Here is a 25,591-nt window from a genome sequence, read left to right as displayed (position 1 = left end):
CGCAGCTAGGTGCAAGGGGTTCGGCGGCGTGCAGACGCCAGGCTACTCGAGCCCGAGTACAGCGAGGTTACAGTGGAGCCGACTGTACGGGGCAGGCGTGCTGGCCTGCCTGGAGGATACGCTTTGCAGGAATTCGCAACTGGGCCAGCAGGTAATCGGCGAACTCTGCGGAGTATCCCTGCTTGGCGATCGCCAGAGCCATGCATTCGAGCCAGGCATCCTGCTCGGCTTCGCCGATTGTCCAGCGGGTGTGAAATTGCGGAATGTTGATGCTGCCGTAGTGTTCCGCGTAGCGACGTGGGCCACCCAACCAGCCGCAAAGGAAGGCAGCGAGCCGCCTGCGCGATTCGATCAGGTCGCGTGGATACAGGCGGCGGACGCAGGTCGCATCTTCGCGTTCGTCCATGATCTGGTAGAACGCTTCGACCAGGCGGGTCAGCCCAGACTCGCCACCCGCTGCCTGGAACGAAGCATCGCCTACGCCAAACGGAACGCTGAAGGTTGTATTCATGGTAAGGCCTCGAAATGGCGACCACCGTGCAAATTGATCCAGAGCAACGGATGCGATGTTGGTAGTCGGGCGCGCCTGGATGATGGTCTATGCTGTCGACAAAACTGGTTGGAGACTCGCTATGCGCAACATTCTTCTCGCTTATGACGGTTCGGACAACGCCAAACGGGCTTTGCAATACATCATCGATTTCGCCACCGATGCGCCTAAGCCGCCCGAGGTGCATGTACTAAACGTGCAGCAGGAGCCGGTGCTCTATGGCGAGTTCGTCACTGCGGGTACGGTTGATGAGTTGAACAAGAGTTTTATCGACAAGTCGAACCGAACCCTTGCAGAAGCTGCTGCGGCACTCAAGACAGCAGGAATTGCGCACCAGACTCACGCCATTCTGGGCAACGTGGCGGAGCAGGTGAACGATGCCGTGCAACGGTTTGGTTGCGACACCGTAGTGATGGGCACCCGCGGCCTGGGCAGCTTTACTGGCATGCTCATGGGCTCGGTCGCCAATCGTGTGGTTCATGAGGTCTCGGTGCCGGTCCTTCTGGTGAAGTGACCGACACCTGTTTGTCATCCTCAGTCCGGCTTGCTCTTGAGCAAGTCGGCCAGATTGGCAAAGGCCTTGAACGTCTCTTTCGGCCCCAGGTCGCTCCCCGGCCGGGCTTCGGCGTGATACTGGTTGTCGGTATAGCGTGAGTGCTCGTTGTCGTGGCAGTACAGGCAGAGCAACTCCCAGTTGGAACCATCTTCCGGGTTGTTGTCGTGGTTGTGGTCCTTGTGATGGACCGTCAACTCGCTCAGTCGCTTGCCGGAAAACTCCCGTGCACAGCGCCCACAGACCCACGGGTACATTTTCAGGGCCTTTTCACGATAACCCTGTTCGCGCTGGGCATAGGGGGTGTTGGGTTTGTTCGTACTCATCGCTGTGCCTCTAGCTCAACGGTTTATATGCGTTAGCCGGCCAGGCCGACGTAGACATTTTGCACATCGTCATGGGCGTCGATGGCGCTGAGGAAGGCTTCGACTTCCTCGAGCTCGGCTTCGGACAGCGTCGTCACGGGATTCTTCGGGCGGTAGCCGAGCTGTGCCGACTGTACGGTGAAGCCTTGGTCCGGCAGGGCGCGGCAGACCACGTCCATGTCCGTGGCGTCACTGATGAACAGCGTGGCACCATCCTCAGCAGCTTCGAAATCCTGCGCGCCGGCTTCGATGGCGGCCAGTTCGGGATCGGCATCGGCAGTCGCCGGCGCGGCTTCGATCATGCCGCAGTGATCAAAGTCCCAGGCGACCGAGCCGGAGGCGCCGAGCTGGCCCTTGCGAAACAGCACGCGGATCTCAGCCACGGTACGGTTGACGTTATCGGTCAGGCACTCAACGATCACCGGAACCTGATGCGGCGCGAAGCCTTCATAGGTGGTGCGCTCGTAGTTGACGCTCTCACCTAGCAGCCCCGCACCTTTCTTGATGGCGCGCTCAAGGGTCTCGCGCGGCATCGAGGCCTTCTTGGCCTGCTCTACCACCAGGCGCAAGCGAGGATTCATGTCCGGGTCGGCGCCGCTGCGCGCCGCGATCATGATTTCTTTCGACAGTTTGCCGAAGGTACGACCTTTGGCGTTGGCTGCCGCTTCCTTATGTTTCGCTTTCCACTGTGCGCCCATGAATGCTCTCGTGATGGCTTAGGTTGTTGGAGATCGACTGACCGCGATTCTAGCCGTTGCTGCGGCAGCAGGCACGGGCTGTGCGTAACTCGAGGGCCGCGGCAGGACGTATGGCGCGTAAGCCTGTCGACTGTAACGCCCAAATGCCTGCCTGCTGTATGAGTACCGGGTCGCCACAGCCGGCTTTAATGCGTTTTTGTCTGGGGAACTGTGCCATGGCACCGAAGGACCTAATGCTGGCCCTGGTTGTGATTGTCGTCTGGGGTATGAATTTCGTCGTGATCAAGGTCGGCCTGGATGACATCCCGCCGATGCTGTTGGGGTCACTGCGCTTTCTGCTCGCGGCATTTCCGGCGGTGTTGTTCATCAAGCGACCACAGATGCCGTTGCGCTGGTTGTTGGCTTATGGTGGGACCATCTCGCTCGGTCAGTTCGCCTTTCTCTTCTCCGCGATGAAAGTGGGCATGCCGGCTGGCCTGGCCTCGTTGGTGCTGCAGTCGCAGGCGTTCTTCACGCTGTTCTTCGCCGTGCTATTTCTTGGCGAACGGCTCCGTGCAAGCAATCTGGTCGGGCTGATGATTGCCGCTGGCGGTTTGCTGCTGATCGGCATGCAAGGCGACCGCAGCATGACGCTAGCAGGCTTCCTGCTGACCATTTGCGCGGCATCCATGTGGGCATTGGGCAATATCGTTACCCGGAAGGTGGGCAAGGTGAATCTGGTCGGGCTGGTAGTGTGGGGCAGCCTGATTCCACCGATTCCGTTCTTCGCGCTGTCGTGGGTGCTGGAGGGGCCGGAAGCGATCGGGGGTGCATTGCGTGGATTCGGAATGGATTCAGCACTGGTGCTGATCTACTTAGCGTTCGGCGCGACCATTCTTGGCTACGGGCTCTGGAGTCGTCTGTTGTCGCGCTATCCGGCCAATACCGTTGCGCCGTTCTCGCTGCTCGTCCCCGTCGTTGGGCTGACCTCTGCCGCAGTACTGCTGGACGAGCACCTGGGCGTGCTCCAGGCGGTTGGCGCGCTGCTGGTAATGCTGGGTCTGGTGATCAACGTTGGCGGGGGGTGGGTGGTTGGCCGACTGCGCACGGCTTTCGGCAGTCCAGCGGCCTGACAGCAAAACGCCCCGCGACGGTGTCCGGGCGGGGCGCTCTACCAGCATTATGATCTAGCGGGCAGCGTGACTGCCCAATAGAGGTGCGGGTCCGCTGGCTTTATCCCGTTTGGCCGCGCGCTTTTCCTGCGCAGTCTTGAGGGGTTTCTTTTTCGCATTCTTCTTTGTATCCATACCTTTGCTCATGATGTCGCCTCGCTGATGGGTGGCTTAGTGATGCATCCTTGCGTGGGTCTGCTCTGTGGCCAATGCACCTCGGCGTGAGCGTGAAGATCGAAATAGTCTGACAGAGCCTACGCCTGCCATGCAGGAATGGATAGCGACATCTAGTAGCCGTGGCTAACCAACCCTTGTGAGCGAAAATCAGATCTTGAACCGCCCGATCAGCGTCTGCAGCTCACCGCCCAGTTGGGCGAGGCGGGCGGTTGAGGTGGCCGTCTCCCGAGCCGCTTCGGCGGATTGGTCGGCGACGTCGCGCACGCTGAGCACGCTGCGATTGATTTCTTCGGCCACCGAACTCTGCTGTTCGGCGGCGGTGGCGATCTGCTGGTTCATCGCCTGAATGACCGAGACAGTTTCGGTAATGGCTTGCAACTCCGTGCCGACTTCTCGAGCGAGGGTGACGGTATCGCGAGCCAGGGTGCTGCTGCTGTCCATCATTCCAGACGCCGTGCGGGCGCCTTTCTGCAGGTTGGCGATCAGGGCTTCGATCTGCGCGGTGGATTGCTGCGTGCGTTGGGCAAGCCCCCGTACCTCATCGGCCACCACTGCGAAACCGCGACCGGCTTCACCCGCCCGCGCAGCCTCGATGGCGGCGTTCAGCGCCAGCAGGTTGGTCTGCTCGGCGATGCCGTTGATCACGGTCAGCACGGTGCTGATGCCGTCGGTTTCCTGGTTTAGCTGGGTCATGGCCTCAGCCGAAAGCGTGACTTCGCTAGAGAGCCGGTCGATCTGTGACAGGGCGCGCTGGACCACGTTATTGCCTTTGGCGGCCTGTTGATCGGCGCGTTGGGCTGCGCTTGACGCCTCTTCGGCATTGCGCGCGACCTCTTGCACCGTCGCGGTCATCTCATGCATGGCCGTGGCGACCTGATCGGTTTCTTGGCGCTGGCTGCTAACGCCGGCACTGGTCTGCTCGGTCACCGCAGATAATTCCTCCGAGGCAGTGGCCAGCTGCGTGGTGATGCCGCCGATATGCCCGATCAGCGTTTGCAGGTTACCGCGCGTCTTGCCCAGTGCCTGAAGCAATTGGCCGAACTCGTCGTGGCGCGGCTCCGGAGCCTGACCGGTCATGTCGCCAGCGCCGATGCGCTCGGCGATCTGCACTGCCTGGTTGAGTGGCTGCGTAATCTGACGGACGATCAGCCAGCCGATCAGGACGCCCAGGACAACCGCCGCCAAGGTGATGCCGATGACCTGAATCTTCTTCGTCTGGGCATCATTGGCGCTTTTCTCCGTCTGGCTGGAGATGATGCTGCGGGCCTGGTCGTAGAGCTTGGCAAAAATGGCCTCCATGTCCTGACGCGCCTGTTGTTGGCTGGCTACGATGGGCGGCAGCTTCTTTACCAAATCGACATATTCGGTAGCGCTGGCCTTGAGCGTTTTCAGGCTTTCGGCTTGAGGGCCGATCAGCTCTTCTTCCAGCGGTGAAATGGCCGCGTTCAACGCCTCGAATTGCTGGCTCAGGGTCTGCAGTGCGGCTTCGGATTCTTCCATCAGATAACCGCGCACGGTGAAGCGCAGCAGGCGGTTCTGCTTGGAAAGCTCGGTGGTCATCAGGGCAATGTTGGCGATGTCGCTGGTCGGATGCAGGACCGGATTGCCCTGGACGCCGTTCCAGCGTTGTTCCAGATTGGCAATCAGCTTGTCGGTGGTGTTGCCAGCATCGACCCAGTTGGCACGCGTCTGCTTTTTCAGTGCATGCAGCGCGACGAGCTTCTCAAATGCTGCCTGGTAGTCCCGAGCCTGGTTGACGATGGCTTGCAGATACTCGCGGTCCTGCGGCTCCGAAAAGCTGGCCTTTTTCTGTTCTACAAGCTGGGCGATTTTAGCCACCGAGTCGGTGACCTGAGCGACGTACTTCTGGTCGCCACGCTCTTCGAAGCGCACTTGCGCATAGCGGATCTGATTGGCTTCGTTGAGCAGGTTTTCAGCGGTCTGCGCTTTATCGCTTCGTGAAATCAGGGCGTCCATGCTGAGCACGCCGATAGCGGCAACGCAGATGGTGAGCAGCAATACCGCAGCGAAGCCCAGCGCCAGCTTGTAGCTGACTTTGAGATTTTTCATTGTTGTACCTCAGACTGGCAGTGCCGATGACGATGGGTCGTACAATGACATCGGCTTGATTTGCCAATACTTGAGGCAGTTGTCTGATGACTTGGCTCCGTTTTCGGTCGTTAGTGGCTGTTACATCATTGCCTGACACGTTGCGCCTGGATCTCGGGTAAATCCCGCCTGCGCATATACGCCAGTAACGGCTCTGTGACGGCCAACCGATCATTGATGTTCTGGTCCAGCAGCAACTGGATCAGCTCACGCTTGAGGGTCATCAACTCGTTGTCGACGGTCTGCCAGACGAATTCGCTCGCCGGTGTGATGCTGGTATCGGCGACATCCATGCCGAACGAGTCTTCGCTGAACCGGACGATGTGCTTGCCGCTTTTGCCATTGAAACCCACAAAACCTTGCAGGCAGTCGGCGGCCTGGCAGATGTCGGCGGATGTGATGCTCATGTAAACCTCGGTATCGATTCGGATGGTTTACACGCAGGGCAGGTGTTTGATGTGCTTGGCGACCTTACTTTTGGGGTCGCTCGATGGAACGCATTGTCGCGGTCAGCGTTGCGTCTGAACAGCGGCACGACGCCGCTTGCTGTCATCAGAACAACGCACCCTGATCCTGTTGCCTGCGTCGACTGTCCAGGCGTTGACGAAAGCGCGTGCGGTATTCGCTTGCAAGCGGCGACAGACCGGCCAGCCAGGTGAGTTCGGTATCGCTGATGTCCTCATTCATGAATCCGCGCCAGACGCGCAAGACGCTGGCGGTCGGGCACGGCCTATCAATCAAATGCAGATCAGCGCCAGGGCGAACAGCGCCGGGTTCCAGGGTTCGGTACAGCCATCCGGTTCTGCCCCTTTTGGCCAGTTGCCGGGCTAGGCCTCCGGCGTCATGTCGTCGGTCGAGGTTGCTGCAAGGTGAGCGGGGCTGACTGACCTCGATCAGGGCGTCACCCCAGCGAAAGCGATCACCGATGCAGACCTGTCGTTCATCCAGGCCCAACGTTGAAAGATTCTCGCCAAACGCGGCTGGGCCGATCGCTTGCAGGTGGGGGTACAGCCTGCACCAATGTCGGTAATGATCGGCCGGGTAATGGCAAAGGCTGCGATCCGGCCCGCCATGGAAACGGTGATCGGCGACACGGTCACCTTGCAGCCCGTTGAGATCGAGCCAGACGTCATTCGTGGCGCGTTGCTTGTCTATGCCCGAAAGCTTCTCGGTGCCCGGCAACCGCAGCAGTTGGTCGCGTAGAAAGGGGCCTTCAACCGGCCATTGCATGACGGTGCTCTGAATGGATGATAAAGGGCAAGGGCTTTTCAAGCTTCGTTGAGTCGGGCCAGCTCTCGGCGCACCATGGCGGCAAACTCCGGCGGCTTCAGCTGATACAGCTCGGTGGCGACCCAGGCCAGCCAGCGCGGACCCAATATCTCTCGGTGTTCCAATAGTCGTCGCGCTTCGGCTGTTGCCCGCTCGGCATGTTGCTGATGAAACTCCGACCGGCTCATGTCTGCTCCTTTAGCTGAGCGGGCGATTCTAAACGACCAACACCGTTGTCGCCCGATTGCTTGGTAAAGCTTCCGAGCCGCGCTAGGCTCGCGGTTCTGTCGTCAATCGAGTTCGAATCATGCCGCGGTCCGTCAACTTCAAGGACAAGATTTCCCGCCAGCGACCTTATGGACGCGTCGAATCGGGTCTCAAAGCCTCAGAGGGTGAGCTGTCACTGATCATTGATCAGTTTGAAAGCGATCGCGGCCGTATCATCAGCTCCGCTGCGGTGCGCCGGCTGCAGCAGAAGACTCAAGTCTTTCCGCTGGAGCGCAATGCGGCGGTGCGCAGTCGTCTGACGCATTCCCTTGAGGTCCAGCAGACCGGCCGTTTCATCGTGCGCACTTTGTACAAGCAGCTTGGTGAGCGAGCAGCGCATTACGGCCTGGATGGGCTGGAAGGCGCGCTGGAAAGCCTGGTGGAAATGACGTGTCTGATGCACGACATCGGCAATCCACCGTTCGGGCACTTTGGCGAGTTCGCAATTGGCGAGTGGTTTAAGCGGCACCTGGAAAAGCTGTTCGGCGCGGCGGTGCCGGACGAGCAGGGCAACAACGCATTGCGCAGCCGCATGCTGATCGATCTCGAGCAGTTCGAAGGCAACGCACAAGCGATCCGGCTGGTGGTGAGCCTGCTGCGGCTCAATCTGACCTACACACAGACGGCGGGCCTGCTCAAATACGTGCGCGCCGCTTACGCGCCTAAGCCGGCCAAGGGGACACCTGGTGCCTATCTGTTGAAGAAGCCAGGCTTCTACCTATCGGAGGAGCCATTCGTCGAGGAGCTGCAGGCTGCGCTGGGATTGCAGCCAGGCACGCGGCACCCGGTCGCGTACATCATGGAGGCAGCCGATGACATCGCCTATTGCCTTGCAGACATTGAAGACTCGGTAGAGAAGGGTATCTTCACCATCGAGCAGCTATCTCAGCTGCTAATCGCCAAATTCACCGAGCACGGCTCGCCCGACGAGGCGATTGCGAGCACCGGCCGCAGTTTTCGCAGCATGGTCGAGTACGCCCAGGCGCGTGCTGCAAAGGAGCCGATCAACAAGGTGGGCGAATTTTTCATCTGGCTGCGTGTGAATCTGGTACACCCGCTGGTGCAACACGCCGCCCAGCAGTTCATCGAGCATATTGAGGCGGTTTACGACGGCACGCTCGATCGTGCACTGCTGGAGGACGCAAGTCTTGCCAACGCCATCGTGCAGACCTTCAAGGATGTCGCGATGGACCGGGTGTTCTGTCACCGAGAAGTCGAAACCTTGCAACTGCAGGGCTACCGGATTTTGCAAGGGCTGCTGGATGCCTATTCGCCGCTGTTGGCCGTCGCACCAGAGACCTTCCAGGCGTTGACGGAAGGCCGTTGTCGCAGCGAGCCGCACTTGCAGATGCTCGCCCGCCGCCTGCCCAGCCAACTGATCAAGGCCTACCACGAGTCGCTGAAAGCGCACCCTGAAGGCAGTGAAGTGCAGCCATTGTGGGAGTTCTACTACCGCTGCCGGATGTTGCAGGACTTCGTCAGCGGAATGACCGACCAGCTGGCCCAGGACGAATACCGCACGCTCTCAGCTTTATAACGTCCGTCTATGCCTGCTGTTCTGGCAGGCATCATCGTCCGATTTGCCTGTAGCCCACCTCCGATGCGCCAAAATTGCCCGCGCTGCCGTTTCGTTGGTATAGCGCTTGCATTTGTCTGGTGCGTGCGGATCGAGCGTAGCCCCGTAATGGCGCAACGATCGACTGCGAAATCAGGCGGAATTAACCGTAAGTGTCTGAAAAATAACGCTTCGGTTTTCGAGAGACGGCCATCTCGAAAGTCCGCCGCAACAGTTGATGGCAAGCCTTCAACCAATCGTGGTGCAAGTTGGTGCGTTTGATTGGTGTGGATTGCTGTTTTGGTGCGCTTTCCATAGGACGTAGTAGATGGATAACCCAAGCAGTGCGGTAGAAGTCCTGATTCACGGTGCCAATACCCTGTTCATCCTGATGGGCGCTGTGATGGTCCTGGCGATGCATGCCGGTTTCGCCTTTCTCGAGGTCGGGACCGTACGCCTGAAAAATCAGGTCAATGCCCTGTCAAAAATCATCGCCGATTTTGCCGTCTCGACATTGGCGTATTTTTTTATCGGCTATTGGGTCGCATACGGCGTGACCTTTCTACAGCCAGCGGATCAGCTTATCGCCGAAAACGGCTATTCACTGGTCAAGTTCTTCTTCTTGCTGACGTTTGCTGCAGCGATACCTGCAATCATTTCCGGCGGCATTGCCGAGCGCGCCAAATTCGGGCCGCAGCTGTGCGCTACCTTGTTGATCGTTGCGTTCGTCTACCCGTTCTTCGAAGGCATGATGTGGAACGGCAATTTCGGCGTTCAGGCCTGGCTGGAAGCGCAGTTTGGTGCCCCGTTCCATGATTTCGCCGGCTCGGTAGTGGTGCACGGTATGGGCGGTTGGCTCGCTTTCGGCGCGGTGATTCTGCTCGGTCGACGCAATGGTCGATACCGCGATGGCCGTCTGGTGGCCTTCGCCCCGTCGAACATACCTTTCCTGGCACTGGGATCATGGATCCTCATCGTGGGCTGGTTCGGCTTCAACGTGATGAGTGCTCAGACTCTTCAAGGGGTCAGTGGGCTGGTGGCGATCAACTCACTGATGGCCATGGTTGGCGGAACAGCGGCCGCATGGGCGGTTGGCCGCAACGACCCAGGCTTTCTCCACAACGGGCCGTTGGCTGGGCTGGTAGCGGTCTGCGCAGGCTCAGACCTGATGCATCCCATCGGTGCATTAGCGACGGGCGTGGTAGCGGGTGCCTTGTTCGTCTGGGCATTCACCGCGGCCCAGGCCAAATGGAAGATCGACGATGTGCTCGGCGTCTGGCCATTGCATGGCCTCTGCGGCGTTTGGGGCGGGCTGGCTTGCGGAATCTTTGGTCAGCATGCCCTTGGGGGACTGGGCGGCATCAGCCTTATCAGTCAAGTGATAGGCACGGGCCTGGGTGTGCTGGTCGCGCTCGTGGGCGGCTTCCTGGTCTACGGCATGCTCAGATCCACTGTTGGCATTCGCCTGAGCCAGGAAGAAGAATTCAACGGTGCCGACCTGTCAATCCACCGCATCGGTGCGTTGAGCCACGACTGACTTGAGGATGCCGGCCTTACGATGCGGCCGGTTTTTTTGGTGATTCGGGTTGATTGCCGCAGTGGGATCCCTGAGCTGCCCGTTCAATCGACCGTGTCGGTCTCGCCGGCATAGGCGCGCATGAACAGGGCGACGCAATCCTCGACATGCCGCTTCCCATCTTCGGCGTCCAGTCGCTCGGCATAGCCGATCAGCAGACGAAAATGAGCGGCGCCTTTAATCAACGAACAGAAATGTTCCGCGGCGCGCATCGGCTCGGGCACATCCAGCAACTGGCGCCGGTGCGCCTGGTCGAGCAGCTGCTCCAGATCGAGCAACAGCTTCTGTGGGCCTGCATCGAAGAACATCCGCGACAGCGTCGGGTTCTGGGCCGCCATTGCCACCATCAGTCGGTGCAGGCCGATGGATTCGGGGCTGATGACCAGCTCGTGAAAAGCCTGGGCAATATCCAGCAGGACTGAACGGAACTCACGGCCATCCTCCAGCACGAACAGCCGGCGCGGCAGACGCGTCTCGCAGGTTGCCTTTACCGCAGCGCCGAACAGCGCCTCCTTGTCTTTGAAATGACTGTACAGCGTGAGCTTCGATACGCCGGCTTCGGCGGCGATGGCGTCCATGCTGCTGCCTTCATAGCCATTGCCGAGGAACAGAGTTTGGGCAGCCGCCAGGATCGCTTCGCGCTTGGCGGGGTCCTTCGGACGGCCTGGGCCAGACGGTACGGGTGAGCTTTCGGTCATGGGCGTTTTTAATACTAGACTGGTGAGTTCGGTATTTTTACTATACCGCGCAGTATAAGTATTAGAACCCGCCTCGCGACAGAGAGAGATTCGACGTGTTCCGACATGCCTTGCCCTTCCTCGGTGTTTTTGGTTTCGTTTTGCTTGCCGGTTGCGGTAATGACGAGCCTGAGCAACTCTCGACGCGGCCGGTGATGGTGGTTCAGCCACAGCCTGCCAGTGAGGCCTTTGAAAGCTATCCGGGCGAGGTGCATGCGCGCTACGAACCCGAACTGGCGTTTCGCATTGCAGGCAAGGTCACGGAGCGGATGGTCGAAGCCGGCGAGCGGGTGAGCAAGGATCAACCATTGGCCAAGCTCGATCCGCAGGATGTGCGGCTGCAACTCGAGGGTATGCGTGCTCAGGTAGCGGCGGCGGAAGCCAACTTGCGGGTCGCCCGTGCCGAGCATGAGCGCTACAAGACCTTGATGGATCGCCAACTGGTCAGTCGCTCGCAATTCGACTCTTCTGAAAACGCCTATCGCTCCGCACAGGCACGTCTGCAACAAGCCCGTGCGGAATTCGACGTGGCCAACAACCAGGTCGGCTACGCCATCCTGCGAGCGACGCACGAAGGCGTGGTTGCTCAGCGTCGGGTTGAGGTGGGGCAGGTGGTTGGCGCTGGTCAGACGGCTTTTGTCCTGGCTGCCGATGGCGAACGCGAGGTGGCCATCAACCTGCCGGAGCAGGCGTTGGAACGCTACTCGGTCGGCCAACCTGTTTCGGTGGAAATCTGGTCGCAGCCGGGCAAGACCTATGCCGGCCACATCCGCGAGCTATCACCAGCTGCCGACGCGCAGTCGCGGACCTACTCTGCCCGCGTTGCCTTCGATGATGCCGAGGTGCCTGCCGAACTTGGCCAGAGCGCGCTGGTGTCGATCCGAAGCAACGGCGAGGTGCCGTTGGCCGTGCCGCTTTCGGCGGTCACGGCCGAGCAGGGCAACGCTTACGTCTGGCGAGTCAGGGAGGACGCCACTCTTGAGCGCGTCGTCGTACAAACGGGGGCCTTCGGTGAATCCTCGGTGCCGATTCTCAAAGGCTTGCATGCCGACGATTGGATTGTGTTGGCGGGTGTGCAGATGCTCCACGAGAACCAGGCGGTGAGGGCGGTCGATCGTGACAACCGTCCGGTCGTGCTGGCAGCGCAGGAGTAATCACGATGCGCTTCAATCTTTCCGCCTGGGCGCTGGGTAACCGGCAGATCGTTGTCTATCTAATGCTGTTGATGGCCGTGGTCGGGGCGCTCTCTTACAGCAAGCTCGGTCAGAGCGAAGACCCGCCCTTTACCTTCAAGGCGATGGTGATTCAGACCCAGTGGCCCGGCGCGACCGCCGAAGAAGTCTCGCAGCAGGTCACCGAGCGCATCGAAAAGAAGCTGATGGAAACGGGAGAGTACGAGCGCATCGTGTCCTTTTCACGGCCGGGCGAATCCAACGTGACGTTCATGGCGCGCGATTCGATGCACTCCGAGCAGATCCCTGACCTCTGGTATCAGATCCGCAAGAAAGTCGGCGACATCCGCCACACCTTGCCCGCCGGTGTGCAGGGCCCATTCTTCAATGATGAATTCGGCACCACGTTCGGCAACATCTACGCGTTGACCGGCCAAGGCTTTGATTACGCCGTGCTCAAGGATTACGCCGATCGCATCCAGTTACAGCTGCAGCGTGTCGCAAACGTCGGCAAGGTCGAGCTGATCGGTTTACAGGACGAGAAGATCTGGATTGAGCTTTCCAACGTCAAGCTGGCCAATCTCGGCGTGCCGCTGGAGGCGGTCAAACAGGCGCTCGAAGCGCAGAACACCGTCATGTCGGCGGGGTTCGTCGAGACACCCAGTGACCGTGTTCAATTACGCGTTACCGGTAGCTTCGAGACGGTAAAGGAAATTCGCGACTTCCCCATCCGAGTGGCCGGCAGCACCTTCCGCATCGGTGATGTTGCCGAGGTCTATCGCGGTTTCAACGATCCGCCCGCGCCGCGCATGCGCTACATGGGCGAACCGGCGATCGGCCTGGCGGTGTCGATGAAACCCGGAGGCGACATCCTCGTGCTCGGCGAGGCGCTGCAAGAGGCGTTCGCACGACTGCAGCAGGAATTGCCGGCGGGCATGCAGTTGCGCAAGGTCTCGGACCAGCCTGCGGCCGTGAAGACAGGTGTGGGCGAGTTCGTCCAGGTGCTGATCGAGGCCCTGGTGATCGTGCTGCTGGTGAGCTTCTTCTCGCTGGGTGTCCGTACGGGGCTGGTGGTCGCGCTGTCGATCCCACTGGTATTGGCCATGACCTTCGCGGCCATGCATTACCTGGACATCGGTCTGCACAAGATTTCCCTGGGTGCGCTGGTGTTGGCGTTGGGACTCATGGTGGACGACGCGATCATCGCAGTGGAAATGATGGCGATCAAAATGGAGCAGGGGTTCGACCGGCTCAAGGCCGCGAGTTACGCCTGGACCAGCACGGCCTTTCCGATGCTCACCGGTACGCTGATCACCGCAGCGGGCTTTCTACCGATCGCCACCGCGCAGTCCAGTACGGGCGAATACACGCGCTCGATCTTCCAGGTGGTGACCATCGCCCTGATCGCCTCCTGGATCGCCGCCGTAGTGTTCGTGCCCTTATTGGGCGAGAAGCTGCTACCCGATCTGGCCAAGCGTCATGCGCAAAAGCATGGCGGCAGCGAGCAGGGGCACGACCCGTATTCGACGCCGTTCTACCAGCGCGTGCGGCGCGTGATCCATTGGTGTGTGCAGCGGCGCAAGACGGTCATCATCCTGACCTTGTTGGCGTTCGTCGGCGCGATCGGATTGTTTCGTATCGTGCCGCAACAGTTCTTTCCCGCCTCCGGTCGTCTGGAGCTGATGGTCGATCTGAAGCTCGCTGAAGGTGCCTCGCTCAAGGCCACCGAAGCCGAGGTCCATCGCCTTGAGGAGATGCTCAAGGACCGCGCCGGCATCGACAACTATGTGGCCTATGTCGGTAGCGGGTCGCCGCGTTTTTACCTTCCGCTGGATCAGCAGCTGCCGGCCACCAGCTTCGCTCAGATCGTGGTATTGGCTGACAGTATCGAGCAGCGCGAGGCGTTACGTAGCTGGCTGATCGAGCGATTGCGGGAAGATTTCCCAGCCTTGCGCGGCCGCGTCAGTCGTCTGGAAAACGGTCCGCCCGTGGGCTATCCGGTGCAGTTCCGAGTCACTGGTGAGCATATTGATGTGGTGCGCAAGCTGGCACGTCAGGTCGCGGCCAAGGTGCGCGAGAACCCCTATGTGGCTAACGTCCATCTCGACTGGCAGGAGCCGAGCAAGGTGGTCTGGCTGAACGTGGATCAGGATCGTGCCCGTGCGCTGGGCGTCAGTACGGTTGAACTGTCGAACTTCCTCAAGCGCACCTTTACCGGCACCACGGCGAGCCAGTTCCGGGAAGATAACGAGCTGATCGAGATCCTGATTCGTGGCACTGCACGCGAACGCGAAACCCTGTCCATGTTGCCCAGCCTGGCGATTCCCACAGCCAGCGGCCGCAGTGTGCCTTTGTCGCAGGTCGCAACCCTGGAATACGGCTTCGAAGAGGGTGTGATCTGGCATCGCAATCGGATGCCGACGGTAACGGTGCGTGCCGACATTTATGGCGATCAGCAGCCGGCCTCGCTGGTGCAACAGATCGAGCCGACCCTGAGTGAGGTACGCGAGGCGCTGCCCAGCGGTTACCTGCTGGAAGTCGGCGGAACCGTCGAGGACTCCAGTCGCGGCCAGGCCTCGGTGAATGCCGGAATGCCGCTGTTCATCATCGTTGTGGTGAGCCTGCTGATGCTGCAGCTGAAAAGCTTCTCACGTTCGGCGATGGTGTTCCTGACCGCGCCGCTGGGGCTGATTGGCGTAGCACTGTTCCTACTGCTGTTCGGCAAGCCGTTCGGTTTCGTAGCGATGCTCGGCACTATCGCGCTGTCCGGCATGATCATGCGCAACTCGGTGATTTTGGTGGATCAGATCGAGCAGGACATTGGCGCCGGGCAGGATCGTTTCAATGCCATCATCGATGCCACGGTTCGACGCTTCCGGCCCATCGTGCTGACAGCGCTGGCGTCGGTGTTGGCGATGATACCGCTGTCACGCAGTGTATTCTTCGGACCGATGGCGGTGGCGATCATGGGCGGGTTGATCGTCGCGACCGCGCTGACATTGCTGTTTTTGCCAGCGCTTTACGCCGCCTGGTTCCGGGTCAAGGAAGCGCCTCAAAGCTGAGGCCTGAGGGGAGTCGGCGTCCGCCTAGACGCCGGCGGCCTGCAGCAGTTGCTCCGCTGAGGCCTTGGCCAGCAGCGCCTGGTCCTCCGGGCCTTCTATGTGCGCCATGCTCAGTGCGCCTTCGATAAGAAATTGCAGCTGGCGTGCAAGCTGCTGAGGCTGCGGTGCATCGAGTACTTCCAGCAGCTCGCGCAGATGGTGCTGAAATTGCGCCTTGTATCCCGCTGCGCGCTGATGGATCGGGTGTTCTCGATCCTGATATTCGGCCGCTGCGTTGATGAACAGACAGCCACAGAACGCGGTTGGGCTGTGAATCATATTGTTCAGTCCATCGAAAACGCTCAGCAGCGCCTTGCGCGGCGGCAACGCGCTGCGCGCCTCTCGCAAACGCTCGAGCATCGGCAGCTGGCGCGCTTCCAGCACCGCCAGGATCAGTTCGTCCTTCGACTTGAAGTGCTTATACAGGGTCATCTTGGCCACGCCCGATTCGCTGAGAATCCGATCGATGCCGGTAGCGTGGTAGCCCTCTGTGTAGAACAGCCGCTCCGCAGTGGCGAGCAGCAGGTCGCGCTTGTTGGTTGCCATTTAGGTCTCCTCGGCCGGCCATTATGCGGGAGCGAAACTGTTCTCTCCAATTGTCGGCTGATCGATACATTGCGCTTGAAGTGTACAGACAGGTCTGTCTATTATCCAGTCGTGCCTGATTCAGGCCCATCCTCAAGGAGCGACACGATGAAACTCTACGACATGACCCTGTCCGGCAATTGCTACAAGGTTCGCCTGTTTCTTGGTTTGATCGGCCAAACGGCTGAACGGGTGCCGGTGGATGTGCTCAAGGGTGAGCACCGGCAGTCAGCGTTCCTGGCGACCAACCCACGCGGGCAAGTGCCGGTACTTGAGGACGGCGAGCTCCGAGTGATCGACTCTCAGGCCATCCTCGTTTATCTGGCGCGGCGCTATGCCGATGAAGCCTGGTTCCCGCAGGATGCGTTGGCTCAGGCGCGCATCGTCGGCTGGCTGAGCTTCGCGGCCAACGAGATGCACCATGGCCCAGCCACTGCCCGTGCGGGGCGTCTGTTCGGCAGGCCAATCGACGAAGCATTAGCCGCACACCGTGCCGTGGCCGCCATCAACATGCTTGAACAACAGCTTGCGCAGCACGCTTGGCTCGCTGAAACGGCCGGCCCGAGCATCGCCGACATCGCGATATACCCCTACGCGGCGCTGGCCGGGGAGGGCGGTCTCGATCTCGCACCGTTTGCCGCAGTTAGGGCGTGGTGCTCTCGTATTCGCCAGCTGCCGGGTTACGTCGGCATGCCCGGTCTGGAGTAAGGAGGCAAGCGCCATGGCCAGTCCTTTCCATGCCGGCGAACAGTGGGTACAGAGCCGTGTCGGCGTGCGCGAAAAAGCCGAGCAGATCGGCAGTCGAATGATCCACTCGGTCATGCCGGAACAGCACCGGGAGTTCTTCGCACAGCTGCCAGCATTACTGGTCGCTGCATCAGACAGCGAAGGGCAACCCTATGCTTCGGTGCTCTGTGGCGAACCCGGGTTTGCCTGGTCGCCGCACCCGGGCTTGTTGTGTGTCGAGGCCAGCATGCAAGCGGATGATCCGATTGCACCGTTGCTGCAACCGCACAGCCCCGTTGGCTTGTTGGGATTGGAGTGGCCGACGCGCCGTCGAAACCGGTTGAACGGACGAATCCTCCAACGCGATGCGCAAGGCTTCAGCGTGGCCGTGGCGCAGGCATTCGGCAATTGCCCGAAGTACATCCAGGCGCGACAGTGCCATACGGCTCCGCGCCAGCCGGGGCAGACGCTCGAGGGGCATGGATTGGCCAACGAATGGCTGGGCCTGGTCAGGCAGGCGGACACCCTGTTCATCGCCAGCCACAGCCGGGACCCGGAGGGCGGCGGTGCAGACGTCTCACACCGTGGCGGGCCGCAGGGCTTCGTCGAGCTCGGTCGGGACGGCCGACTCTGGATGCCGGATTACAGTGGAAACCGGCTGTTCAACACGCTTGGCAATCTGGTCCGTGAACCCCGCTGCGGTCTGCTGTTCATCGATTTCGCCACTGGCGATCTGCTCCAGCTACAGGCCCGGGCAGAAGTAGTCTGGCCCGAGCAGTACGCAGCGCTGGGCGTTTCGGCTCTGCCTGGAGCCGAACGGCTGCTCGCGCTGGAGCCCGGTCACTGGACACTGCGGCGCTCACGTCTGCCGCTGGCATTTGCTGGGCATGACAGTTCGCCGTTTCTGCCTGGAACGGGAGTTTGAGCCATGCGTATCCTGAAGAGTCTGGCTGTGTTGTTGATACTTTTCTCCGGCGCATTGTCGGCAGCGGAGTTGCGCTTCAGCCTCGTCCAAACCGGGCGGACCATTTCCAGCGGTGAATATGCCTGGCGTGACGGTGGTTGGCTGCCGCCAGCCGAGTTCAATCATGTCGCCGTGCTGATCGAACACCGGGGTAGCCGCCTGTTGTTCGGTACGGGGCTCGGACGGCATATCGACGCTCAGCTGAACGGCGTAATCCCTTGGCGCGCTAAACGCTACAGTGCAGTGCAGCCGGCGCGAGACCAGTTCGATGAGGATGGCTTGGCCATTGACCAGGTGGTGCTGGGCTGTGCACGCTGGAATCATGCCTCTGGTCTGGTGGATTTTGCCGAACTGCCGGTGCTCGCAAGCCCTGAAAGCATTCGCTACGCGCAAAGCGCCACGCCACCCGCGGTCATACCGGGGCAGTTTTCTCACGGGGTCAGGTGGCAGCCACTTCGCCTGGAACGCCGCGCTGTTTACGGGTTCGGGGAGAGTCTCGATCTGTTTGGCGACGAACGGCTAGTGCTGGTGAAGCTGGCCGGTCATGGTGCCTTGGGCCTGCTTCTCACTCTCGATGATGGTCGACGTTTCTTCTTTCGAGGGGATGCCCTGAGCTCCGAAAGCCGCGCGGAGGCGCTGCCCGCCGAGGTCTACCGATTGCAGGATGTCCGGCTGCAGGCTCGCCTCGGTTTCTATCCCCGTTGGGTCGAGTGATTGCGCCATTGAACTAGCCCTGAAATTCGTTCGCAGATCGCCGTTTTGAGCCCTTCCGTTCGTCTGTTCGAGCACGTCGAGCGATGCCTCGACAGCTAAGCTTAAGCCTGTATTTTTCTATCAGAAGCCAGGCCGGAAACGATGGGCGCAGTATGGCGAAACGACACATCTCGGGCAGACGGCAGCAAGCGCGCGCCATCTGCTGACAAGCCTGGGCGAACACGTACGCACGGCAGCCGTCTGGCGCGCCGCATGGGCGTGTTCCTGGGCGTTTCATTGCTTGCCGGGGGCGGTTATGCCGCCTGGCATGAGATGCACACCTCGAAACTGCAGGCGCTGTGGCTTAACCGTTACGCCGAGAATCTGGACTACCAGCTCGAGCCCGGTGCGAGCCGTAGTATCAAGTTTCCCGAGGCCGGACCATTCGACCGCCGTCTGGGCTATGCGGCCTTGCCGACGTTCCTGGAACGGCTGACCCAACGGGGGTTCAGTGTGCAGCAGCAGGTGAGTTTTTCACCCGCGTTGCTGCGCTACGTCAACCGCGGCTTCTTCGTACCCTATCCGGAAAAATCCCAGGCAGGACTGACCATCGACGATTGTCGAGGCGAGCCGCTGTATGCCAACAGTTATCCGCACCAATACTACGAGACCTTCGATGACGTACCGCCGGTCATCGCGATGAGCCTGCTGTTCATCGAGGATCGCGGACTGCTCGACGCCGGCCGCCCCCGTGCCAACCCCGCGGTGGATTGGCCACGTTTCACCATGGCGGCGGTCAGCCAGGTCGAGAAGAAGCTCGGCCTGCCGGTCCAGGCGGCTGGCGGCAGTACCTTGGCAACGCAGGTCGAGAAATACCGTCATTCGCCGGAAGGACGCACGGGCAACGCTGAAGAAAAGATTCGGCAGATGATTTCTGCCAGCGTCCGTACCTACCGCGAAGGCCAGCAGACCATGGTCACCCGGCAGCGCATCGTGCGTGACTACCTCAACAGCGTGCCGCTCTCGGCCGCCTACGGCCACGGCGAGGTGCACGGCATCGCCGACGGTCTGCGCCTCTGGTACGGCGTCGATTTTGCCGAGGTCAACCGGGTGCTCGATGCTCGCCGTAACGCGGGCGTCAGCTATGAAACGCAGGGGCTGGCGCTGCGTCAGGTGCTCTCGCTGCTGATCGCTCAGCGGCGCCCGTCGTATTACCTCGGGGCAGGGCGCGACGCCATGGCGGAACTCACCGACAGTCATATCCGCCTATTGGCGAACGGCGGCGTCATCAATACACGGCTGCGTAATGCCGCCTTGCAGCAGAAGGTTGTGTTCCGGGACCTGCGCCTCGAGCCGGGTATCCGAGAGGTGCCGTCCAGCAAAGGCATCACGGCGGCTCGGATGCGCCTCAGCAACCTGCTGGGTGTTTCGTTGTATGAACTCGATCGTCTCGATCTGGCCGCGACCACGCCGCTGCACGGCGAACTGCAGGGACAGATCAGCAACTACCTGCATCGACTGGCCGATCCGGCGTTCGCCGGCGAGGCGGGTTTGTTCGGCGAGCGCATGTTGTCACCTGAGCGTACCGGCGACGTGCGCTACAGCTTCACGCTGTTCGAGCGCGGCGAGCAGGGCTTTCGCGTACGGGTGCAGACCGATAACACCAACCAGCCGTTCGATATCAACGAGGGCAGCAAGCTGGAGCTGGGCTCGACCGCGAAGCTGCGGGTACTGACGACCTATCTCGAGGTCATTGCCGAGCTGCACGAGCGCTACGCGACGAGCGATGTCGCCACCTTGCGCAAGGCCGAGGCGCTGGATCCGCTGACCCGCTGGGCCCTGGCTTATCTAATTCAGCATGAGGATCGCAATTTGCCGGCGATGCTTGATGCCGCGCTGGAACGGCGCTACTCGGCCAGCCCGACCGAGCGCTTCTTCACTGGCGCCGGCATGCACCGGTTCGGCAACTTCCGCCGTGAAGATGATGGCCGCCTGCCAACCATGCGCGAAGCACTTCAGGAGTCGATCAACCTACCGTTCGTTCGGTTGATGCGCGATCTGGTGAGCTACAGCACCTACCAGACCTCCAACGGCGCAGAGCTGCTTAGAAGTGACGACAATCCCGAGCGGCGAGAGTACCTGCAGCGCTTTGCCGATCGTGAAGGGTCGGTTTTTCTCCAGCGCTTCTGGCGCAAGTACCGCGACAAGACCGCGGTCGAACGCATCGAAGCACTGCTGGACGGCATGCGGCCAACGCCATCGAGGCTGGCTGCGGTGCATCGTTATCTAATGCCCGAGGCAGATCGCGCAGCGTTCGAGCGCTTCCTCAAGGCCCGTCTGCCGACTGCGGACCTCACCGACAAGGCGCTCGACTCGCTGTACGAGCGCTATGCGCCGGGGTCGTACAGCTTGCCGGACCAAGGCTACATAGCCCGGGTCCACCCGCTGGATCTATGGCTGCTGGGTTATCTGATCAAGCATCCCGAGGCGGGTATTACCGAAGTGATCGCGGCCAGTAGCGCCGAGCGCCAGGAAGTGTATGGCTGGCTCTTCCGCAGTCGCCACAAGAGCGCACGGGACAGCCGCATCCGCATCATTCTGGAAGTCGAGGCGTTCACTGATATCCATCGCCGTTGGCAGCGTCTTGGCTATCCGTTCGACCATCTGGTGCCTTCGCTGGCCACCGCGCTGGGCAGTTCGGGTGATCGTCCGGCGGCGCTGGCCGAGTTGATGGGCATCATCGTCAACGACGGCGTGCGGCTGCCGAGCGTGCGCATCGACAGCCTGCATTTCGCCAGCGATACGCCGTACGAGACTCGCCTCGGCATCCAGCCGGATGTGGGCGTGCGGGTGCTGCCGAGTGAGGTTGCGACGGCCTTGCGCGAAGCGCTTGCAACTGTGGTCGAGGGGGGCACGGCGCGGCGCCTGCGTGGCAGCTTTGTGCAGGCTGACGGTGAAGCACTGCGTGTCGGCGGCAAGACCGGAACGGGCGACAACCGGATCCAGACCGTTGGTGCCGGCGGCCGGCTGATCAGCTCTCTGGCGCTGAACCGCACTGCAACCTTCGTGTTCTATCTCGGGCCGAACCACTTCGGCACGCTGACCGCCTATGTTCCGGGGCGCGGCGCGGACAGCTTCCGCTTTACGTCGGCGCTGCCGGTGCAGGTGCTCAAAGGCATGGCGCCGATCCTGCAACCGTACCTGCAACCCGGCGCGCAGACGCAATGCCAGCCGGTCGGTGCGCCGCTGGAGCCGACGCTGACGGCGAGCACTAAGAAGTCCTGACGATAGCGGTTCGAGCGGTCGGGGATACCTGACCGCTCTGATCTCTTCTCGCAGTTGCCTTTGCCGAACACTCCGCGCTCGGCGACACTCATCCTTTTCGCGGGCCCAATCGGGGGCCTTGCATGGGATTGAGGGGCGACGATGAAACTGCCGATCTATCAGGTCGATGCATTCACCCATGAGCTGTTCAAAGGCAACTCCGCGGCGGTTGTGCCGCTTCAGCAATGGATGAGTGACGCGCAGATGCAGGCCATTGCCGTGGAAAACAACCTGTCCGAAACCGCCTTTCTGGTGCGTGAGCCTGATGGGGCATTTCACATTCGCTGGTTCTCGCCGATCACCGAAATCGATTTCTGCGGGCACGCCACCTTGGCCAGTGCTTTCGTCCTGTTAGGGCAGAAGCTGGCGACGGCTCCGCTGGTCTTCCGTGCGGCCGCGGTCGGTGATATCAGCGTCGCCCAGTTGAACGATGGCTTGCTGGAGATGAGCTTTCCCAACCGTGCCCCGGAACCCGTCGAAAACCCGCCGGTCGAGCTGTCCAATGGCCTTCGCACCTTGCCGCAGACGGTGTTGAAAAGCAGCCAGGCCTGGTTTGCCGTGTACGAAGATGAAGATCAGGTGCGACAGCTATCACCCGATCTCGCGCTGCTCAAGTCACTGGCGCCACTGGATGTCGTGGCGACCGCGCCGGGGAGTCAGCAGGATTTCGTCTCGCGCTATTTCTGGCCGGCCAACGGCGGCGACGAGGACCCGGTCACCGGCTCCATCCATGCAGGCCTTGCGCCGTACTGGAGCGAACGGCTGGGCAAGACGCAGTTGCTGGCATTGCAGGCGTCACGCCGCAGCGGCCTGTTGCATTGCCGGGTCGAGGGCGAGCGGGTATTCGTAGCCGGGCACGCAGTGTTGTATCTGCAAGGCACGATTGAGGTGTAGTTCCCGGTTGTGGGAAGGGGCGCTCGCGTCACGCAGCGCCGCTATCGAACCGGGCGCTAGAACGACTTCACGATCCGCCCGAGCAGCTCCATCGCTTTCTCGCTGCGCTCGTCCCAAGGATGGCCGTAGTTCAGGCGTGCGCAATTGCGAAAGCGCCGGGTGGCTGAAAAGATTGGTCCCGGAGCGAGGCTGATGCCCTGCGCGAGCGCCAGTTGCAACAATTGCAGCGAATCGACCCGCTCGGGAAATTCGAACCAGAGGAAGTAGCCGCCGCTGGGCCGCGTTACCCGGGTGCTGGCAGGGAAGTGACGCGCGGCGGAGGCAAGCATTTCGCCCTGCTGACGTTCCAGTGCATGACGCAGCTTACGTAAATGGCGGTCGTAGCCGCCATGTTGCAGATAATCAGCGATTGCCGCTTGGGCCGGCACCGAGGGAGAAATCGTCGTCATCAGCTTGAGGCGGCTGATCTGTTCGGCATAGCGGCCGCCCGCCACCCAGCCGATCCGGTAACCCGGTGCCAGGCTTTTGGAAAAAGACCCGCAATGCATTACCCATCCGTCACGGTCGTGGCTCTTGACCGGTTTCGGCGGCTCCTGGTTGAAGTACAGCTCGGCGTAGACGTCGTCTTCGATCAGCGGGATCTGATGGCGCTGCAGCAACGCATAGAGTTTCTCTTTGTTTACCTCGCACATGCTCGCGCCGAGCGGATTTTGTAGGCTGCTCATGAACCAGCAGGCCTTGATTGGCAGGCTGCCCAGGCGGCTTTCCAGGGTGCCCAGGTCGATTCCGTCACGCGGATGAACCGGGATTTCCACAGCTTTAAGTTTGAGCCGCTCCAGCACCTGCAAGGTGGCGTAGAACGCGGGCGCTTCGATGGCGACCAGATCCCCCGGTTCGGTGACCACCTGTAAGCAGAGGTTCAACGCTTCCATGGCGCCAGTGGTGATTACCAGTTCGTCCAATGGCAGCATGACTCCGCTGATCATATAGCGCAGGGCGATCTGTCGACGCAGGTCGGGGTTGCCGGTGGTCATCTCGGCGATCACTTCACGCCCCGGCATCTCGCGCACGGTCTGCGCCATGGAGCGTGCCAGGCGTTGCAGGGGAAACAGGTCGGGACTGGGGAAGGCGGAACCGAACGGAACGGTGTCCGGATCACGCAGCGAGGCGAGCACCGAGAACACCAGTTCGCTAACGTCGACATCGGTGGTTTCGCTCAGTCGTGGGCTGATCTCAGGCTCGGGAAGCAGGCGTCTGGCGTGCTCGCGAACAAAATAGCCCGAGCGCGGCCGGGCCTGAATCAATCCGCGATCCTCCAGCAGGTAGTACGCCTGGAACACGGTGGAGGGACTAACGCCGTAGGTGCGACTAGCATGGCGCACGGACGGCACCTTTTCGCCCGGCGCCAGCACGCCGGAGCGGATCAGTTCGGCAATTTCGTCAGCGAATTTCTCGTAGCGCTTCATCTGCTTCTGCTTCAGCAAGGGGCAATATCGGTCAGCCGCGTGAGCGGGCGCATGCGAACTGCCACCATCCTATCGAACCCTTGGTGCAATGAAGCTACTCGGAGCCGTTACCTGGCGTGCGGGGTCGCTCGCGTCAGTGACCGAGAAGTGCAGCTTCTCGTGCGCGTTCACATTGTCGTCAACGAGCGCCACGCTGACCGGGATATCGACGATCTCGCCTGCGGCGAGACTGATCTGGTGCGCGCCGTGCAGCTCGTAGGGGCCTTCGCCCAGGGTGATCAGATAGTCGTGCGGCTGCTGGGTTTTATTGATCACCTTCAAGCTGTACATGTTTTCGATCTGGCCCTCGATATTTTCTCGGTAGAGGGTGCGGTCCTTGGTTACATCCAGGGATAACGTCGGTCGCGCTTCCAACGCCCAGACGAAGGCACCGATCATAATCACCAGCGCTCCGGCATAGCCGATCAGACGCGGTCGCAGCAGCCTGGTCTGGCCGCCTTCAAGCGCACGTTCGGAGGTATATCGAATCAGCCCCCGGGCGTAGCCCATCCTGTCCATGACGCTGTCGCAGGCGTCGATACAGGCACCGCAGCTCAGGCAGTCGAGTTGCAGGCCGTCGCGGATGTCGATACCGGTGGGGCAGACCTGCACGCACAGCGTGCAGTCGATGCAGTCGCCAAGGCCTTCGGCCTTTGGGTTGGCGTCTTTGCGCCGCGCGCCTCGTTGTTCACCCCGGGTGGCATCGTAGGACACCACCAGCGTGTCGGCATCGAACATCACACTCTGGAAGCGTGAATAGGGGCACATGTGTACGCACACCTGTTCACGCAGCCAGCCGGCGTTGATGTAGGTCGCGGCGGTGAAGAAGAACAGCCAGAACGCGGTGGTTCCGCCCAGCTGCAGACTGAACAGATTGATGACCAGTTCACGGACCGGGGTGAAGTAGCCGACGAAGGCAATCGCCGTGGCCAGGCTTACGGCAAGCCAGACGGCGTGCTTGGCAGCGCGTCGTAACAGCTTGCCGAATGACAGCGGGGCGGCGTCCAGTTTGATTCGCTGGCTGCGTTCACCCTCGGTGACTTTCTCAGCCCACATGAACACCCAGGTCCAGGTGCTTTGTGGGCAGGCGTAGCCGCACCAGACTCGACCCGCGAGCACAGTGATGAAGAACAAGCCGAAGGCGGCGATGATCAGCAACGCCGATAACAGGATGAAATCCTGGGGCCAGAATGTCGCCCCGAAAATATGAAATTGCTGTTTGTTCAAATCCCATAGCACCGCCTGGCGTCCCCCCCAGGTCAACCACTGGGTGCCGAAATAGAGCAGAAACAAAAGTCCGCCGCCGATCAGGCGCAGATTGCGGAACAGGCCGGTAAAACTGCGGGTGTGAATCGGCCCGCCCGCCTGTGCCGGGGTCAGGCGTATCGGCTTGCGTGGATCGACGGTGTCGATGATTGTTGCGCGGATGCGTTCGGTCATTGGGGTGCCCCTGTCAGGCTATATCAGGCGGCGCCGATGATCTGATCAGGGTGTTTCGCATAACAGCCTCAGGTACCGCTGAAAAATACGCATCAGATGGTCGCTGCGCAGGTTTGGATCTGCACTCGACGGTCCATCCAAGGCGTGCGCCGCCGTAGCGTAAGGCTTTGGCGACCACCT

The 25,591-nt window shown here is 61.0% G+C and carries 22 protein-coding genes and 1 pseudogene; 11 read left to right on the top strand and 12 right to left on the bottom strand.

The window, feature by feature from the left end; translation table 11 throughout:
• Positions 1-67: 67 nt before the first annotated feature.
• Complete coding sequence (locus RT21_RS05985) at positions 68-511, bottom strand: group II truncated hemoglobin (protein ID WP_046162009.1); 444 nt, start codon at positions 509-511, stop codon at positions 68-70.
• Between the two features lie 121 nt (positions 512-632).
• Here RT21_RS05985 and RT21_RS05980 point away from each other — a divergent pair, with 121 nt between their 5' ends.
• Positions 633-1,064 (top strand): universal stress protein, encoded by a 432-nt coding sequence (locus RT21_RS05980; protein ID WP_045428948.1) that lies wholly within the window; start codon positions 633-635, stop codon positions 1,062-1,064.
• Positions 1,065-1,084: 20 nt separating this feature from the next.
• Here the strand turns inward: RT21_RS05980 and RT21_RS05975 are convergent, their stop codons facing one another.
• The gene (locus RT21_RS05975; protein ID WP_046162008.1) at positions 1,085-1,429 is read right to left on the bottom strand and encodes a YajD family HNH nuclease; all 345 of its coding nucleotides are present in this window, start codon (positions 1,427-1,429) and stop codon (positions 1,085-1,087) included.
• Positions 1,430-1,461: 32 nt separating this feature from the next.
• Entirely contained in the window at positions 1,462-2,166 is a 705-nt protein-coding gene (locus tag RT21_RS05970) for a YebC/PmpR family DNA-binding transcriptional regulator (RefSeq protein ID WP_046162007.1), read from the bottom strand.
• Positions 2,167-2,381: 215 nt separating this feature from the next.
• On the opposite strand from RT21_RS05970, the gene RT21_RS05965 reads away from it, so the two are divergent.
• On the top strand, positions 2,382-3,278 hold the full coding sequence (locus RT21_RS05965; RefSeq protein ID WP_046162006.1) for an EamA family transporter: 897 nt from the start codon (positions 2,382-2,384) through the stop codon (positions 3,276-3,278).
• A gap of 363 nt (positions 3,279-3,641) precedes the next feature.
• On the opposite strand, the gene RT21_RS24355 is transcribed toward RT21_RS05965, so the two are convergent.
• The 5 genes and pseudogenes from RT21_RS24355 to RT21_RS05945 form a co-directional block, all read right to left on the bottom strand.
• Positions 3,642-4,421: a methyl-accepting chemotaxis protein gene (locus RT21_RS24355; protein WP_371263600.1), complete on the bottom strand. Its 780-nt coding sequence runs from the start codon at positions 4,419-4,421 to the stop codon at positions 3,642-3,644.
• Positions 4,422-4,499: 78 nt separating this feature from the next.
• Positions 4,500-5,471 (bottom strand): annotated as a pseudogene (locus tag RT21_RS24350) (methyl-accepting chemotaxis protein); the annotation flags it as partial.
• A 218-nt stretch (positions 5,472-5,689) separates the two neighbouring features.
• On the bottom strand, positions 5,690-6,010 hold the full coding sequence (locus RT21_RS05955) for a DUF2025 family protein (RefSeq protein ID WP_045428938.1): 321 nt from the start codon (positions 6,008-6,010) through the stop codon (positions 5,690-5,692).
• A 145-nt stretch (positions 6,011-6,155) separates the two neighbouring features.
• Entirely contained in the window at positions 6,156-6,833 is a 678-nt protein-coding gene (locus tag RT21_RS05950; RefSeq protein WP_046162004.1) for an MOSC domain-containing protein, read from the bottom strand.
• 38 nt (positions 6,834-6,871) lie between these two features.
• Complete coding sequence (locus RT21_RS05945; RefSeq protein ID WP_046162003.1) at positions 6,872-7,060, bottom strand: hypothetical protein; 189 nt, start codon at positions 7,058-7,060, stop codon at positions 6,872-6,874.
• A 119-nt stretch (positions 7,061-7,179) separates the two neighbouring features.
• Between RT21_RS05945 and dgt the strand changes: the two genes are divergently transcribed.
• Both dgt and RT21_RS05935 read left to right on the top strand, forming a co-directional pair.
• On the top strand, positions 7,180-8,676 hold the full coding sequence (dgt, locus tag RT21_RS05940; protein WP_046162002.1) for a dGTPase: 1,497 nt from the start codon (positions 7,180-7,182) through the stop codon (positions 8,674-8,676).
• A 346-nt stretch (positions 8,677-9,022) separates the two neighbouring features.
• Positions 9,023-10,231, top strand: a complete 1,209-nt coding sequence (locus RT21_RS05935; protein ID WP_045428926.1) for an ammonium transporter — start codon at positions 9,023-9,025, stop codon at positions 10,229-10,231.
• 83 nt (positions 10,232-10,314) lie between these two features.
• On the opposite strand, the gene RT21_RS05930 is transcribed toward RT21_RS05935, so the two are convergent.
• Complete coding sequence (locus RT21_RS05930; RefSeq protein WP_046162001.1) at positions 10,315-10,968, bottom strand: TetR/AcrR family transcriptional regulator; 654 nt, start codon at positions 10,966-10,968, stop codon at positions 10,315-10,317.
• Between the two features lie 95 nt (positions 10,969-11,063).
• Here RT21_RS05930 and RT21_RS05925 point away from each other — a divergent pair, with 95 nt between their 5' ends.
• Complete coding sequence (locus RT21_RS05925; RefSeq protein ID WP_046162000.1) at positions 11,064-12,161, top strand: efflux RND transporter periplasmic adaptor subunit; 1,098 nt, start codon at positions 11,064-11,066, stop codon at positions 12,159-12,161.
• A gap of 5 nt (positions 12,162-12,166) precedes the next feature.
• The gene (locus RT21_RS05920; RefSeq protein WP_046161999.1) at positions 12,167-15,241 is read left to right on the top strand and encodes an efflux RND transporter permease subunit; all 3,075 of its coding nucleotides are present in this window, start codon (positions 12,167-12,169) and stop codon (positions 15,239-15,241) included.
• Between the two features lie 24 nt (positions 15,242-15,265).
• On the opposite strand, the gene RT21_RS05915 is transcribed toward RT21_RS05920, so the two are convergent.
• Complete coding sequence (locus tag RT21_RS05915; protein ID WP_046161998.1) at positions 15,266-15,826, bottom strand: TetR/AcrR family transcriptional regulator; 561 nt, start codon at positions 15,824-15,826, stop codon at positions 15,266-15,268.
• A 147-nt stretch (positions 15,827-15,973) separates the two neighbouring features.
• Here RT21_RS05915 and RT21_RS05910 point away from each other — a divergent pair, with 147 nt between their 5' ends.
• From RT21_RS05910 to RT21_RS05890, 5 genes are all read left to right on the top strand, one after another.
• Positions 15,974-16,573, top strand: a complete 600-nt coding sequence (locus RT21_RS05910; protein WP_046161997.1) for a glutathione S-transferase family protein — start codon at positions 15,974-15,976, stop codon at positions 16,571-16,573.
• Positions 16,574-16,586: 13 nt separating this feature from the next.
• The gene (locus RT21_RS23775) at positions 16,587-17,516 is read left to right on the top strand and encodes a pyridoxamine 5'-phosphate oxidase family protein (RefSeq protein ID WP_046161996.1); all 930 of its coding nucleotides are present in this window, start codon (positions 16,587-16,589) and stop codon (positions 17,514-17,516) included.
• A gap of 3 nt (positions 17,517-17,519) precedes the next feature.
• On the top strand, positions 17,520-18,269 hold the full coding sequence (locus RT21_RS23770) for an MBL fold metallo-hydrolase (protein WP_046161995.1): 750 nt from the start codon (positions 17,520-17,522) through the stop codon (positions 18,267-18,269).
• Between the two features lie 141 nt (positions 18,270-18,410).
• Positions 18,411-21,533, top strand: a complete 3,123-nt coding sequence (locus RT21_RS05895) for a transglycosylase domain-containing protein (protein ID WP_177327062.1) — start codon at positions 18,411-18,413, stop codon at positions 21,531-21,533.
• A gap of 153 nt (positions 21,534-21,686) precedes the next feature.
• The gene (locus tag RT21_RS05890) at positions 21,687-22,466 is read left to right on the top strand and encodes a PhzF family phenazine biosynthesis protein (RefSeq protein ID WP_082082126.1); all 780 of its coding nucleotides are present in this window, start codon (positions 21,687-21,689) and stop codon (positions 22,464-22,466) included.
• 56 nt (positions 22,467-22,522) lie between these two features.
• Here the strand turns inward: RT21_RS05890 and mapR are convergent, their stop codons facing one another.
• Together mapR and ccoG are read right to left on the bottom strand one after the other, a co-directional pair.
• Positions 22,523-23,932, bottom strand: coding sequence for a GntR family transcriptional regulator MpaR (gene mapR / locus RT21_RS05885; RefSeq protein ID WP_046162126.1), 1,410 nt, complete (start codon positions 23,930-23,932; stop codon positions 22,523-22,525).
• Positions 23,933-24,001: 69 nt separating this feature from the next.
• Entirely contained in the window at positions 24,002-25,411 is a 1,410-nt protein-coding gene (ccoG, locus tag RT21_RS05880; protein WP_046161993.1) for a cytochrome c oxidase accessory protein CcoG, read from the bottom strand.
• Between the last annotated feature and the right edge of the window lie 180 nt (positions 25,412-25,591).

The organism is Pseudomonas sp. 10B238 (genome assembly GCF_000970615.1).
GTDB lineage: Bacteria > Pseudomonadota > Gammaproteobacteria > Pseudomonadales > Pseudomonadaceae > Stutzerimonas.
Note: the sequence above shows the minus strand (reverse complement) of the source record. Positions and strands in the feature narration are given on the sequence as shown.

What these genes read in the sequence shown, in the direction of transcription:
- RT21_RS05985 (WP_046162009.1), bottom strand. Translation starts at nt 511, where the DNA reads ATGAATACAACCTTCAGCGTTCCGTTTGGCGTAGGCGATGCTTCGTTC.
- RT21_RS05980 (WP_045428948.1), top strand. Translation starts at nt 633, where the DNA reads ATGCGCAACATTCTTCTCGCTTATGACGGTTCGGACAACGCCAAACGG.
- RT21_RS05975 (WP_046162008.1), bottom strand. Translation starts at nt 1,429, where the DNA reads ATGAGTACGAACAAACCCAACACCCCCTATGCCCAGCGCGAACAGGGT.
- RT21_RS05970 (WP_046162007.1), bottom strand. Translation starts at nt 2,166, where the DNA reads ATGGGCGCACAGTGGAAAGCGAAACATAAGGAAGCGGCAGCCAACGCC.
- RT21_RS05965 (WP_046162006.1), top strand. Translation starts at nt 2,382, where the DNA reads ATGGCACCGAAGGACCTAATGCTGGCCCTGGTTGTGATTGTCGTCTGG.
- RT21_RS05955 (WP_045428938.1), bottom strand. Translation starts at nt 6,010, where the DNA reads ATGAGCATCACATCCGCCGACATCTGCCAGGCCGCCGACTGCCTGCAA.
- RT21_RS05950 (WP_046162004.1), bottom strand. Translation starts at nt 6,833, where the DNA reads ATGCAATGGCCGGTTGAAGGCCCCTTTCTACGCGACCAACTGCTGCGG.
- RT21_RS05945 (WP_046162003.1), bottom strand. Translation starts at nt 7,060, where the DNA reads ATGAGCCGGTCGGAGTTTCATCAGCAACATGCCGAGCGGGCAACAGCC.
- dgt (WP_046162002.1), top strand. Translation starts at nt 7,180, where the DNA reads ATGCCGCGGTCCGTCAACTTCAAGGACAAGATTTCCCGCCAGCGACCT.
- RT21_RS05935 (WP_045428926.1), top strand. Translation starts at nt 9,023, where the DNA reads ATGGATAACCCAAGCAGTGCGGTAGAAGTCCTGATTCACGGTGCCAAT.
- RT21_RS05930 (WP_046162001.1), bottom strand. Translation starts at nt 10,968, where the DNA reads ATGACCGAAAGCTCACCCGTACCGTCTGGCCCAGGCCGTCCGAAGGAC.
- RT21_RS05920 (WP_046161999.1), top strand. Translation starts at nt 12,167, where the DNA reads ATGCGCTTCAATCTTTCCGCCTGGGCGCTGGGTAACCGGCAGATCGTT.
- RT21_RS05915 (WP_046161998.1), bottom strand. Translation starts at nt 15,826, where the DNA reads ATGGCAACCAACAAGCGCGACCTGCTGCTCGCCACTGCGGAGCGGCTG.
- RT21_RS05910 (WP_046161997.1), top strand. Translation starts at nt 15,974, where the DNA reads ATGAAACTCTACGACATGACCCTGTCCGGCAATTGCTACAAGGTTCGC.
- RT21_RS23775 (WP_046161996.1), top strand. Translation starts at nt 16,587, where the DNA reads ATGGCCAGTCCTTTCCATGCCGGCGAACAGTGGGTACAGAGCCGTGTC.
- RT21_RS23770 (WP_046161995.1), top strand. Translation starts at nt 17,520, where the DNA reads ATGCGTATCCTGAAGAGTCTGGCTGTGTTGTTGATACTTTTCTCCGGC.
- RT21_RS05895 (WP_177327062.1), top strand. Translation starts at nt 18,411, where the DNA reads ATGGGCGCAGTATGGCGAAACGACACATCTCGGGCAGACGGCAGCAAG.
- mapR (WP_046162126.1), bottom strand. Translation starts at nt 23,932, where the DNA reads ATGAAGCGCTACGAGAAATTCGCTGACGAAATTGCCGAACTGATCCGC.
- ccoG (WP_046161993.1), bottom strand. Translation starts at nt 25,411, where the DNA reads ATGACCGAACGCATCCGCGCAACAATCATCGACACCGTCGATCCACGC.